Raw genomic sequence first — 12,985 nt, 5'->3', positions numbered from 1 at the left:
CCCATCAACAGCGCCACATCCCCCGGGTAACCACCCGGACGCGGGATGCAGGCGCTCACTAGAATCAAAAAATGAACTTTGACATCAACATTCAAATTCAATGAAAACCAATGGCTGCCAAACGGCGCCTCCCTCGGCCTCCGAACTGCATGCGGCGTATGCAGCCGGCACGCTGACGCCCATGCAAGCCACGGAGCACTGCCTGCGCGTTGCCTGCGCAAGCCAGTCCGTGTTCACGCGCATCACGGCGGACCGCGCGCTCGAAGAGGCCCGGCAGTCCACCGAGCGCTGGCGCACGGGCCGGCCGCTGGGGCCGCTGGACGGCATCCCCATCAGCTGGAAGGACTTGTTCGACGTGCGCGGCACGCCGACCACGGCGGCCTCGGCCCTGCTGCAGTCGGCCGCGCCAGCCCGGGCCGACGCCGCCGTGGTAGCGCGTGCCGCAGAGGCCGGCATGGTCTGCCTGGGCAAGACCAATCTCAGTGAGTTCGCCTACTCGGGCCTGGGGCTCAATCCCTGCTTCGGCACGCCGGTGTTTGCACATGAGGGAGGCCACGACCGGGCGCCCGGGGGCTCGTCCAGCGGCGCTGCGCTGGCCGTGGCCCTGGGGTGCGGGCCGCTGGCCATGGGCACGGACACGGCGGGGTCCGTTCGCATTCCCGCCGCCTTCAACGGGCTGGTGGGCTATCGCGCCAGCAGGGGGCGCTATTGCCTGCAGGGCGTGTTTGCGCTGGCGCCGTCCCTGGACACCCTGGGGCCGCTGGCCCTGAGCGTGGGCGACTGCATGGCGCTGGACCGCGTGCTGCGCGGGCTGACCGACGGCGGCCATGCCAACGCATCCCCCGCCGCGGACCTGCGCAATCAGGTGTTCTGCACGGACCTCAGCCTGCTGGATGACGACCGCGTGCAAGCTCCCGTGCGCAACAACCTCCTGTCCTCCCTGGCCTTGCTGGAGACCCGGGGTGCCCGCGTGGAGCGCCGCACGCTGCGCAGCCTGCGCGCCGTACGGACGCTGACCCGGCGCCATGGCTGGCTGGGCGCCCATGAAGCCTTTGCCACCCACCGCGCACGCCTGGACGATGCCGATCAGGCCGCACGCATGGACCCGCGCGTGCGCCAGCGCCTGGAGGCGGCCAGGCATCTGAGTCCTGACAGCTACCGGACATTGATCGCCCAGCGCGCACCACTGATGGCCTTGTTTGCGCAGGAGCTGGGCGATGCCACCCTGGTGCTGCCCACCACGGGCCACATCGCCCCCCTGCTGCTGCCGTTGCTGGACGACGACAGGCTGTTTGCCGAAACCAACCTCGCCACGCTGCGGCTGACCATGCCCGGCAGCTACCTGGACACGCCGGCCGTGGCCCTGCCCAGCGGCGTGCAGCGCATTCCCGGCCTGGACGGCAGGCCTGCGTTTCTGCCCACGGGCCTGCAGCTCATGCGCCCCCGGGGCGATGACGACCGGCTGCTGAGCATTGCGCTGAGCGTCGAACAGGTTCTTTCCCCCTCCACCGTTCCCATTGATAGGAGTGCATGACATGAGCAAGGAAATCCAGATCACGTTTGGCGTGGACGTCGATGCCGTCGGCGGCTGGCTCGGTTCGTATGGCGGGGAGGACTCGCCCGACGACATCTCGCGCGGCATGTTCGCGGGCGAGGTCGGCTCGCTGCGGCTGCTCAAGCTGTTCCACAAATACGGCCTGAAGACCACCTGGTTCATTCCGGGTCACTCCGCCGAGACCTTTCCCGAGCAGATGAAGGCCGTTGTGGACGCGGGCCACGAAATCGGCATCCACGGCTACAGCCATGAGAACCCGATTGCCATGACGCCCGAGCAGGAAGAGGCCGTGCTGGACCGCAGCATCGAAGTCATCACGCGGCTGGCCGGCCGCGCGCCCACGGGCTACGTCGCTCCGTGGTGGGAATTCAGCCCGGTCACCAACGAACTGCTGCTCAAGAAAGGCATCAAGTACGACCACAGCCTGATGCACAACGACTTCCACCCGTACTACGTGCGCGTGGGCGACCAGTGGACCCGCATCGACTACAGCAAGCATCCGGACACCTGGATGAAGCCCCTGGTGCGCGGCAAGGAGACACGGCTGGTCGAGATCCCCGCCAACTGGTATCTGGACGACCTGCCGCCCATGATGTTCATCAAGAAGTCGCCCAACAGCCACGGCTTCGTCAACCCGCGCGACATAGAGCAGATGTGGCGCGACCAGTTCGACTGGGTCTACCGCGAGCACGACTACGCGGTCTTCCCCATCACCATCCACCCCGATGTCTCCGGCCGCCCCCAGGTGCTGCTGATGCTGGAGCGCCTGATCGAGCATTTCCAGTCGCATGAGGGCGTGCGCTTCATGACGTGCGACCAGATCGCCGACGACTTCCTGCGCCGCCAGCCGCGTTGATGCCGCATCCCAACTCAGCGAGGACACCATGAATACCTCCGCCATTGCCTCCGACGCCCCAGGCGCCGGCCATCCGGCCCCGGCCGGCATCGATGCCCCCTGGACCGCGCCCACCGTGACGCGCAGGCAGGTCAGCTACGCCACCTGGGTCTGCTTTTTCGCCTGGGTCTTTGCCGTCTACGACTTCATCCTCTTCGGCACCCTGCTGCCGCAACTGGGCGAGCACTTCCAGTGGAGCGCCGAGCAGCAGGCGCGGCTGAACACCTGGGTGACGCTGGGCACGGTGATCGTGGCCTTCGGCATCGGCCCCATTGCCGACCGGCTGGGGCGACGCAAGGGCATCATCATCGCCGTGGCGGGCGCCGCGCTGTGCTCGGGCCTGACGGCGCTGGCCGGCTGGGTGATCGGGCTGTCGGCGGGCCTGGGCTTCGTGCTGCTGATCGTGGTGCGCTCGCTGGCGGGCCTGGGCTATGCCGAGCAAAGCATCAACGCCACCTACCTGAGCGAGCTGTTCTCCCTGGTCTATACCGACCCGGCCTCGCTGCGCCGGCGTGGCTTCATCTACTCGCTGGTGCAGGGTGGCTGGCCCGTGGGCGCCGTGCTCACCGCCGTGCTGGTGGCCCTGCTGTATCCGCTGGGAGAGCGCTGGTTCGGCCAGGGCGGCGGCTGGGCGCTGTCCTTCGTGTTCGCCATGTTCCCGGCCCTGGTGATCGCCGTGCTGGGCCGCCGGCTGGTGGAAACGCCCCAGTTCCTGACCGCGCGGCGCGTGGCCGATCTGCGCCGCGCCGGGCGCGAGGCAGAGGCCATGCGCCTGGCGCAGGAGCATGGCGCCAGCCCACAGCAGGAGCAGCACACCGGCCTGTCGGCCATGTTCCGCGGCGCCTCGCTGCGGCCCACGCTGTCGCTGGCCCTGGGCTTTTTCCTGAACTGGTTCGCCATCGTGATCTTCGCGGTGCTGGGCACCTCGGTGCTGGGCGGCGCGGGTGGCACGCCGGGCAAGGGCGTGGATTTCTCCAGCGCGCTGCAGGTGCTCATCATCTCCAATCTCGCGGGCTTTCTGGGCTATGTCTTCCATGGCTGGCTCGGTGACCGCATAGGCCGGCGCAACGCCGTGGCCATAGGCTGGATGCTGGGTGGCCTGGCCTTCGCGCTCATGCTGAACGCGCCCTCGGGCGACTTCTGGCGCATCGTGCCGCTGTACTCGCTGGGGCTGTTCTTCCTGATCGGCCCCTATGCCGCCGCCCTGTTCCTGATCGGCGAGAGCTTTCCCAGCCACATCCGTGCCACGGCCAGCTCCTTCGTCAACGCCATGGGCCAGGTGGGCGCCATCGCGGCAGGCTTTGGCGTGACCTGGACGCTGTCGCAAGGCTCGGACTGGGTGCAGGCGGCGCTGTACTGGGGCGCCATTCCCTGCGCGGCCTCGGGCCTGCTGATGTTTCTGGCGCCCCATGTCGATCCCGAGACCGTGAAGTGAGGCCGACATGAACCCGGACACCCCCAGCAACAAGGTGGCCCTCGTCACGGGCGCCGCCAGCGGCATCGGCCAGGCGCTGGCCGTGGCCTATGCGCAGGCAGGCATTGCCGTGGCCGGCAGCTACTACCCCCGGGATCCGCACGATCCCGGCCAGACCCTGGAACTCGTCGAACGCGCGGGCGGGCGGTGCGTCATGGAGGCGGTCGATGTGGGCGATGCCGAACAGGTCGAGCACCTGGCCCGGGTCGCCGTGGGCCGCTTCGGCCGGCTGGACTTCGCCGTCGCCAATGCGGGTTTGCTGCGCCAGGCGGCCCTGGTCGAGATGAGCGATGCGCAGTGGCTGGAGGTCATCAACATCGACCTGGGCGGCGTGATGCGCACTTTCCGGGCCAGTGCGCGCCACATGGCTGCAGGCGGGGCCATGGTGGCCGTCTCCTCCATTGCAGGCGGCGTCTACGGCTGGGAGCAGCATGCCCACTATGCAGCCGCCAAGGCAGGCGTGCCCGGGCTGTGCCGCGCCGTGGCCATGGAGCTGGCACCGCGCGGCATACGCTGCAATGCCGTGATTCCGGGCCTGATCGAGACGCCGCAATCGCTGGACCCGGTCAACTCGCTGGGGCCGGATGGCTTGGCGCTGGCGGCCAGGGGCATCCCGCTGGGACGCGTGGGGCAGGCCCGCGAAATCGCCGCCCTGATCCGCTTCCTGACCAGCGACGAGGCCTCCTACATCACCGGCCAATCCATCATTGCCGACGGCGGCCTGACCGTGCGCTGGCCCAGTTGAGGACATCCGACATGAACACCTCCAAGCCCCTGGACGGCCGCCGCGCCGTCGTGACAGGCGCCGGCAGCGGCATCGGCGAGGCCATCGCCCTGGCCTATGCGCAGGCCGGCGCGCAGCTGGTGCTGGCCGACATCGATGCCGCCCGCGCCGACAGCGTGGCACAGCGCTGCCGCGCGCTGGGCGCGCAGGCCGAGACCGTCATCGGCGACGTGGGCGACGAGTCCACGGCCCACCGCATCATCGACCGCTGCGTGCAGGCCTTCGGCGGCATCGACATCCTGGTGAACAACGCCGGCATGCTCACCCAGTCGCGCTGCGCCGACATGTCCACCGCGATGTGGGACGAGATGCTGCGCGTGGACCTGCGCAGCGTCTTCCTGTGCGCGCGGCGCGCGGTGCCGCACATGCAGGCCCAGCGCTGGGGCCGCATCATCAACATCGCCTCGCAGCTGGGCATCAAGGGCGGCGTGGAGCTGAGCCACTATGCGGCGGCCAAGGCCGGCGTGATCGGCTTCACCAAGTCGCTGGCGCTGGAAGTGGCACCCGACAACGTCCTGGTCAACGCCATTGCCCCCGGCCCCATCGCCACGCCGCTGGTCGATGGCATCAGCGCGGACTGGAAGCGCGCCAAGGAGGCCAGCCTGCCGCTGGGCCGCTTCGGCCGCGCCGACGAGGTGGCGCCCACGGCCGTGCTGCTGGCCTCCGATCCCGGTGGCAATCTGTATGTGGGACAGACGCTGGGGCCCAACTCCGGCGATGTCATGCCGTGAAAAGAAGCACCCCCTGAGTCGCTTCGCGCCTTCCCCCTCTCTTCGGAGGGGGGCGTACGCCCAGCCGGCGACACCCTCGGTGCGGGGCGGCGCGGCCGGCATAGGCCCTTCCTCGGTGTCTCTGCTCTTTGGCTGCGCCAGTTTCGCAGGCGGCTCCATTCGCAACCGAAAGGGTTTCTGTCATGTGTGGAATGTGCGGTTTGCTGCAGGCCTCCGGCCACTGGAGCCAGGTGCCGGCCGGATCGGCCGGGCGACGCCAGAGGCTGATTCAGATTGCGCGCGCCAACCGGCTGCTGGCGCTGTGGCGGCTGCGGCTCAGCGACTTCCATGGCCAGTCCTATGTGCTGGCCGGCCCCACGGGGGCCAGCGTGCTGATTGCCGATTTCGGCGCGCTGTGGCCCGCCGCCGAGCAGATGCTGGGCCGAGCCCTGGATCCGCTGGCCATGCCGTGGCAGCCGGCGCAGGCACAAGTGCGTGCACCAGCACAGGAACACAGGGAGCAGGTGCCATGAGCGGCCTGACGGACCACCACGGCGAGCGGCTGCCCGTGGGCGTGCTCACGGGCTTTCTGGGCAGCGGCAAGACCACGCTGCTCAGGCAGTGGCTGCAGGACTCGCCAGCGGGCGAGACTGCGGTGCTCATCAACGAATTCGGGGCCGTGGGGCTGGACCATCTGCTGGTGGGCCGCATAGACGCCGACACGGTGCTGCTGGACAACGGCTGCGTCTGCTGCGCCATACGCGGCGAACTCAAGGACGCTCTGTGGCGCCTGCACCAGCGCCGCCTGCGCGGCGAGCTGCCGCCTTTTCAAAGGGTGCTGGTGGAGACCACGGGGCTGGCCGCGCCCGGCCCCGTGATCGCCACCCTGATCGGCGATGCGCAGCTGCGCCAGATCTTCAGGCCGGCCTTCATCTCCACCGTGGTCGATGCACTGCATGCCCCGTGGCAACAGTCCCGGCGCCCCGAATGGCTGGCCCAGGTCGCGGCGGCCGACCGGCTGTACCTGAGCAAGACCGACCTGGCCACGCCACAGCAGGCCCAGGCACAGCGCGCGCAACTGGCGCAGATCAATCCCCTGGCCAGCATCGTCACCTGCGGCCCTGGCGCAGCGGTACCGCCTGCCTGGCAAATGCAGGAATCCCATGCCCTGCAAACCGATTGGCTGGCACGCGCCATTGCCGGCACGCCGCGCGGCCGCACGGGCCAGGGCCAGGGCCAGGGCCAGGGCCAGGGCCAGCGCCAGGGCCAGGGTCTGCACGCAGGCGCCCAGGCGTTCTGCCTGGAACTCGACAGCCCGGTGGACTGGTGCGTGCTCACCCTGTGGCTGACCATGCTGCTGCACCGCCATGGCGACCGGCTGCTGCGCCTGAAGGGACTGGTGGCCGTGGCCGCAGATGGCTGGCCGCAGGGGCAGCCCACGGCGCTGCACGGCATGGGCCATCTCATGCACGCCCCCGAGCACTTGCCCGAGTGGCCGGGCGAGGACAGGCGCTCCCGCCTGGTCTTCATCACGGCCGGGCTCGATGAGCAGCAGGTCAGGGCCTCCTGGCAATCGTTCCAATCGTTCTACCGCCTCCACTCGCAGGACAATGGCAGCCAGACCCCGGCAAGTCCCTCACTCCACACTGCGTGAACCTCCACGGCAAGGACCGCAACATGCGCAAGAACGATCCCGAACTGCGTGTCCTCGGCACCTCGGTGACGCTGACCGAAGCCCTGCGCCAGCGTGCGCAGCAGGACCTGGGCATACGCATCCATTTCGAGGTGCTGGACGGCTTCGACGCCCAGCGCCAGGCCGTGATGCGCCAGGACAGCTTCGACCTGTACGACCAGTGGTTCCACAGCGTGGATTTCCTGTGGCCCACCGGCACCCTGCAGCCCATCGACACGGCGCGCCTGACCTGTTGGGACGAGGTCAACGCCCTGCCCCGCACCGGCCGCATCACGCCGCAGGCGGCCTTTGGCGCGGGCTGCAATCCTGTCACGCGCCTGTATGTGCAGGCCGATGGCAGCGTCAGCGATGTGCCCAGCGCGCATATCTCCATGCTGCCGCTCACGCACAACGTCGACAGCTTTGTCTACCTGCCCGCCGCCCTGCCCGCGCTGTTCGACCAGGCCGAGGAAAGCTGGTCCTGGCTGGTCTCCCCCGCCTGCCGAGGGCGCGCTGCGCTGCAGGCCGATGCCGCCATCGGCGCGCTGGACGCGGCCCTTGCCCTGCAGGCCAGCGGCGACATGCGTTTCGGCGACATCAGCAACCTGGGGCTGGAGGAAATCGACCGGATGATGGCCGTGCTGCTGCAGCGGCAGGAGTCCGAGCAGTTCCGGGGCTTCTGGGGCAACTACGCCGATGCGGCACGGCTGATGATCGATGCAGGCGTTGCCATCCAGAGCCACTGGTCGCCGGCCATGGGCCACTACCGCGCGGCGGGGCTGGACTACCGGCTGGCCTGTCCGCGCGAAGGCTACCGCGCCTGGTACGGCGGCCTGGGCATCTCCAGCCAGGCCAGGGGCGACACGCTGGACGCCGCCTACCGCTACCTGAACTGGTGGCAATCCGGCTGGCCCGGTGCCGCTATGGCGCGGCAGGGCTACTACATCTCCAACCCGCTGCGCACGCGCGAGCACCTGAGCGCCAGCGAATGGGACTACTGGTACGCCGGCCTGCCCGCCGCCGAAGACCTGCAGGGCACCGACGGCCAGCTCGTGGTCCCGCGCGGCAGCGTGCGCGACGGCGGCTCCTACGAGCAGCGCCTGGGCCGCATCGCCGTCTGGAACACCGTCATGGACGAGCACAACTACCTGGTGCGCCAGTGGGCCACGCTGCTGCGCCGTGCGCGCGCCTTATAGTCCTGCCCGATGACGGCCCCGCCGGCGGCGGCACACGCACACGCACACGCACACGCACACGCAAATGAAGCAGGAATGAGAAGAGCCACACAAGCATCCACGCAGACTGCGCGGGACGAAGAGACCGGCGAGAGCGGCGAATCTGGCGATTCCGAGCGCCGGCTGCGCTATGAACTGATACGCCAGCGCCTGCGCCAGGCCATCGTCGAGCAGCGGGTGGCGCCCGGCCTGGTGCTGCTGGAGGGGCCGGTGGCCAAGGTCTTCGGCACCAGCCGCATTCCCGTGCGCAAGGCCTTCGAGCTGCTGCATGCCGAAGGACTGCTGAGCACCTTCGACGGACGCGGCTACCTGGTCGCCCGGCCCGGGCAGGCCGTGCAGCCCCAGCGCCTGACACTGGACGCGCAGGCCCTGGGCCTGGAGGCGGGCCAGGCCACGATCCACATTCCATCGGAAAGCGAGCGCATCCACGACGAGCTGGAGCAGTCCATCTCCATCGCCATGATTTTCGGGCGCTTTCAGATCGATGAGAGCGCCGCCATGGACCACTTCAACGTCAACCGCGTGGCCCTGCGCGAGGTGCTGAGCCGGCTGGTAGATAGAGGGCTGGTGGAGAAAAGCACCTACGCCGCCTGGCGTGTGGCCGCGCTGACGGCACGCGCGGTGAATCAGGACTTCGAACTGCTCGCCTTGCTGGCGCCCGCAGCGCTGCGCGAAAGCGGGCCGCGCCTGGACAGGGACATGCTCGCCAGCCTGCGCCACGGCCTGCAAGGCGCGACGGCGCCGGGGATTCCGGACACGCAGGAACCATTGCGCCTGGAGCAGCGCCTGGAACAGCGCGTGGAGCAGCACCTGCATGGCGACTTCCTGGCCCGGCATCCCAACGACAAGCTGGTGGGCATGCTGCAGCAGTGCCAGATGCCCTGGCTGATCCACAGCACCTTCTGCCGCATGTTTCCGCAATCGCCCAACCCGCCGCTGACGGAGAACTGCCGGCAGATCGTCGATGCCTTGTGGGAGGGGGAGTACGAGCGGGCCGCACAGGCGCTGCAGGACTATCTGGCCCAGGCGCGCAAGCGCGCCCAGCTGCAGCTCAAGGTGCTGGCCGTGCTGCCTGAGACGCAGCTGCCCGCCTACCTGGTGCGGCAGACCTGATCTTGTGATTGCTGCAGTCGGCTGCCGCAGGCCGGCGCGGCTGGTTGCATGTGGAACCGCTGGTTTGCCTGCCGTTCACCGGGCGTTTACGCAAGCACGGCATATTGGTCGCCCAAAGGACCGCACCGATGAACGCCTTGCGCATCAGCACCACCGTCTTCACCGAAGCCAGATTCTGGAGCCTGGTGGTTTTCTCGGTCGTTCTTCCCTGCGCCATCTACGCGGCCCTGCTGGCCAAGCGCAGCATCTCGCGCACCACGGTGCTGCTGTTCGGGCTGGCCCTGGTGGCCATGGCGGGGGTGGATGTCTACCTGCTGCAAAGCCTGGCATCGGCGGCCCGGCAGACGCCGTCGCTGTCGGACAACGCCATCTTCGTCTCGGAGCTGTCCACGGCGCTGTACCTGCTGCCGGCCATGATTGGCGGGATCGGCGTGAACATGACCTCGCATGTGCTGATACAGCATCTGTTCGATGCGGAGCGCCGGTTCGACAGCAACCGCAAGAACGAGACCACCTGAGCCGGCCGGGCCCCGCCTGGCGCTATCGGACGCTATCGGGCGCTATCGGGAGCAACCGGACTCGGCCCGGTTCAGCCCATCACGTCTTCGGAAAAGAGCTGCCAGCGCCCGCCCGTCTTGCGCCAGTACTGGCGCAGCGGCAGGCCTTCGGCGAAGGCCTTGCTGCTGGCGCGCAGGTTGACCACGCGGATCTCTCCCTTGGCATCTTTCCAGGAATAGATGGACAGGTCCTGCAGCGTCACGCCGGGGCGGTTCAGGTAGGCGGCCAGCCGTTCCTGCGATGCGCGCGAGGCGGGCGACTGCAGCAGGTCCGGCGCGTAAAGCGCGGCCAGCTTGCGCGGGTCGGCCCCGTCCCAGGCGCTCTTCCATTCCTCGACGACACGCACAAAGGCATCTGCCGCCTTCTGCTGGGCCTGGGCCTTGGGGGCCACCCACTGCAGCTTCTCGCGGATCAGCACCGGCGTCTGCCGGTCCACGGTCTGCATGAGCAAGGTGAGGTCGGGGTTGGCCAGCACCAGGCAGCCATCGCTGGCCTCGGGCGCGCGCGAGAACTGGTCGGGCGGCGAGCCATGCAGCCAGATGCCGCTGCCCGAGCGGCCCACGGCCTTGTCCCAGTCGTTGGGAAAGTTGACCGTGAGCGCGCCCTTGCCATAGAACTCCGGCAGCCGGGGTCCAGGGATGTGGCGGCCCACGAAGTAGATGCCCAGCGGCGTGCGCTGGTCGCCTTCCTGCCATTTGTCCGTGCCCAGCTTGCCCACGGAGACATAGAAATCCCCCACCAGCCGCAGCCCGCCCGCCTCATGGGCGAACAGGTACAGCCGTGACTTGCTGGCGTCGATGGCAATCGCATGCCGCACCGACGCGCCCAGCATCAGGAACTCGCCGGGAACGGAGCCCGCGGGCGGCGCGCCGCTGTCGGCCTGCAGGCGGCGCTTGAGTTCGTTTTGCAGATCCTGCAGTTGGGCCTGCGTGGGACTGGCCGGGCCTTCCAGCCGCGCGACACTGCCCACGGACAGGTTGTGCCGCACCAGCACGCCCTGGCCCGGATGGCCGGGAGCAGAGGAGGCGGCGACGGGCGTGCCCGCCAGCACCTCGCCGGCACGGCCGGTCTTGAAGCGCAGCAGGTCGGCATACACCAGCTGGGCTGCACGGAAATTGGGAACCTCGGCGGTGAGATCGCCGGCGGCCTTCAGCGCGCCGTCCAGATCCCGCTGCTCCACCTGGCGGATGATGGCCAGCAGGCGGGCCTCCGCCTGGCTTTGCTGTGCGGGGGCGGCGGCCTTGGCATGGGTGGCTGCCACGGCAACGGCACCGCCCGCCGTGGCCACCGCAGCGGCGGCCAGGGCGGGCTTGCCCGATGCCGCGCGCAGCCTGGCTGCGCCCGCCTTGCCGGAGGCAGGCTTGGAGGAGACAGGCTTGGCAGCTGCCGTTTTGGAGGACTTGGCCTTGGCCTGCCTGGCATGGGCCACCGGGCTGAAGGACACCGCGGACAGCGCGACCAGCAGCACGGCCACCCCGGCGGCCCGCGCATGCAGGCGCAGCAGGCCGTTGGGTGGCAGTGCCAGGGGACGCGCTTTTTCAGGCATCAGGAGCCGGTTCCTTCATGGGTGATGCGCCATTGTCCCTTTTCGCGCTGCATGCGCAGGGTCTTGCGGGTAGTGGTCTTGAGCGCGCCCGATGCGTAGTACTGGCGGAACTGGGCCGTGGCCTTGTCGCCATCCACGGTCACCTTCAGGTCGCGCACGTTGACGACGATGGCGGTGCGGCCAACGATGCGCTGGCGGCGCTGTTCCTTCCACTTGGCCAGGCTGCTGCCATCGGCCGGGGAGAAGTGGTCGCTGTAGGCGTCCAAGTAGCGGTCCATGTCCTGGCCGGCCCATGCGGTGGACCAGGCCTTGACGGCGGCTTCCACTTCCTGCGCGGCAGCCGATTGTGCGGCCTTCTTCTCATCGACGGCAGGCGCTGCCTTGGCAGGCTCGGCGGCGGCCACGGCGGTGGCGGCGGCTGCGGTGGCCGGAGCAGCGGCCTTGGCCGCTGCCTGCCTGGCTTCCTCGGCCGCGCGGGCCTTGTCCTGTGCTGCCTGAGCTGCCTGAGCTGTCTTTTCCTGGGCCAGCTTGGCCTCTGCCGCCTTGGCTTCCGCCGCCTTGGCCTGGGCCAGCTTGGCTTCTGCAGCCTTGGCCTCGGCGGCCTTGGCTTCTGCAGCCTTGGCCTCCGCCGCCTTGGCCTGGGCGGCCTTGGCATCGGCGGCCTTCACTTCAGCGGCCTTGAATTCGGCAGCCTTGGCCTCTGCGGCCTTGGCTTCGGCGGCGCGGGTCTCGGCCAGCTTGGCGTCCGCTTCGCGGGCCTGGGCTGCCTTGGCATCGGCCACCTTGGTCGAAGCGGCCGTTGCTGTGGCCGTGGTCTGGGCCGTCTTGACCTGGGCGCCGCCCTGCTTGGGGAAGATCTGCGTGATCAGGGCCAGCTTGGGCTGGATGGCCTGGCGCGATCCGTCCAGCTGCAAGGCCTTGGCATAGGCATCGCTGGCCATGCGCGCATACAGGTCGCCCAGGTTCTCATGCGCCGTGGCGTAGCTGGGGTTGGTGCGAATGGCCTGCTCCAGCACTTCCGAGGCCTTGCGCTCCTGGCCCTCGGCGGCGTAGAGCACGGCCAGGTTGTTGTAGGGCTCGGGCAGGCTGGGGTAATCACGGGTCAGCGCCGTGAAGATCTTGATGGCCTGGGCGTTCTGGCGCTGCTCCGCGGCGATCACGCCCTGCAGAAAGCGCATCTGCACATCGGCCGGGTTCTGCTTGAGGTAGGCCTCGGCCTGCTTGGCGGCCTGGGGCGCCTTGCCCTGCTCCAGCAGCCGGGAGACCTCGTCCACCGCCTCCTGCGACGCATGGGCAAACGCCCCGCACAAAGCGGCCCCCAGGCTGAAGGCGGCAATGGCCACAGGTCGGGCTATCCGCAAATAGGTACGACCCGGCACTCGCGACGGAACTCTGGACGAAATCAGCATATGGGCGCTCTCTACGCAATGAAAGTTGGAAGAC

The 12,985-nt window shown here is 68.9% G+C and carries 12 protein-coding genes; 10 read left to right on the top strand and 2 right to left on the bottom strand.

From position 1 onward, the window contains the following. The first annotated feature begins 100 nt into the window (after positions 1-100). The 10 genes from BW39_RS20630 to BW39_RS20585 all read left to right on the top strand — a co-directional run bounded on the left by BW39_RS20630 (position 101) and on the right by BW39_RS20585 (position 9,956). Entirely contained in the window at positions 101-1,534 is a 1,434-nt protein-coding gene (locus tag BW39_RS20630; RefSeq protein WP_043823935.1) for an amidase, read from the top strand. A gap of 1 nt (position 1,535) precedes the next feature. Beyond that, complete coding sequence (locus tag BW39_RS20625; protein ID WP_013803733.1) at positions 1,536-2,411, top strand: polysaccharide deacetylase family protein; 876 nt, start codon at positions 1,536-1,538, stop codon at positions 2,409-2,411. Between the two features lie 28 nt (positions 2,412-2,439). Next, positions 2,440-3,885 (top strand): MFS transporter, encoded by a 1,446-nt coding sequence (locus tag BW39_RS20620; protein ID WP_043823934.1) that lies wholly within the window; start codon positions 2,440-2,442, stop codon positions 3,883-3,885. A gap of 7 nt (positions 3,886-3,892) precedes the next feature. Next, on the top strand, positions 3,893-4,669 hold the full coding sequence (locus BW39_RS20615; protein WP_043823933.1) for an SDR family NAD(P)-dependent oxidoreductase: 777 nt from the start codon (positions 3,893-3,895) through the stop codon (positions 4,667-4,669). A gap of 11 nt (positions 4,670-4,680) precedes the next feature. Next, positions 4,681-5,439, top strand: a complete 759-nt coding sequence (locus tag BW39_RS20610) for an SDR family NAD(P)-dependent oxidoreductase (RefSeq protein WP_043823932.1) — start codon at positions 4,681-4,683, stop codon at positions 5,437-5,439. Positions 5,440-5,621: 182 nt separating this feature from the next. Then, complete coding sequence (locus BW39_RS20605; protein WP_043823931.1) at positions 5,622-5,951, top strand: hypothetical protein; 330 nt, start codon at positions 5,622-5,624, stop codon at positions 5,949-5,951. Continuing rightward, on the top strand, positions 5,948-7,072 hold the full coding sequence (locus BW39_RS20600) for a CobW family GTP-binding protein (protein ID WP_043823930.1): 1,125 nt from the start codon (positions 5,948-5,950) through the stop codon (positions 7,070-7,072). The genes BW39_RS20605 and BW39_RS20600 overlap by 4 nt, the downstream gene beginning before the upstream one ends. Before the next feature lie 23 nt (positions 7,073-7,095). Continuing rightward, entirely contained in the window at positions 7,096-8,286 is a 1,191-nt protein-coding gene (locus BW39_RS20595; protein WP_013803739.1) for an ABC transporter substrate-binding protein, read from the top strand. Between the two features lie 75 nt (positions 8,287-8,361). Continuing rightward, a complete protein-coding gene (locus BW39_RS20590) occupies positions 8,362-9,438 on the top strand; it encodes a GntR family transcriptional regulator (RefSeq protein WP_043823929.1) in 1,077 nt (358 codons plus the stop codon). 128 nt (positions 9,439-9,566) lie between these two features. Further along, complete coding sequence (locus BW39_RS20585; RefSeq protein WP_013803741.1) at positions 9,567-9,956, top strand: hypothetical protein; 390 nt, start codon at positions 9,567-9,569, stop codon at positions 9,954-9,956. A 71-nt stretch (positions 9,957-10,027) separates the two neighbouring features. Here the strand turns inward: BW39_RS20585 and BW39_RS20580 are convergent, their stop codons facing one another. Together BW39_RS20580 and BW39_RS20575 are read right to left on the bottom strand one after the other, a co-directional pair. Continuing rightward, entirely contained in the window at positions 10,028-11,542 is a 1,515-nt protein-coding gene (locus tag BW39_RS20580) for a L,D-transpeptidase family protein (RefSeq protein WP_043823928.1), read from the bottom strand. After that, entirely contained in the window at positions 11,542-12,885 is a 1,344-nt protein-coding gene (locus BW39_RS20575; RefSeq protein ID WP_404827613.1) for a L,D-transpeptidase Cds6 family protein, read from the bottom strand. Before BW39_RS20575 ends, BW39_RS20580 begins: the two co-directional genes overlap by 1 nt. Between the last annotated feature and the right edge of the window lie 100 nt (positions 12,886-12,985).

It is taken from the genome of Delftia sp. RIT313, from assembly GCF_000632165.1.
GTDB classification, from domain to species: domain Bacteria; phylum Pseudomonadota; class Gammaproteobacteria; order Burkholderiales; family Burkholderiaceae_C; genus Comamonas; species Comamonas acidovorans.
Note: the sequence above shows the minus strand (reverse complement) of the source record. Positions and strands in the feature narration are given on the sequence as shown.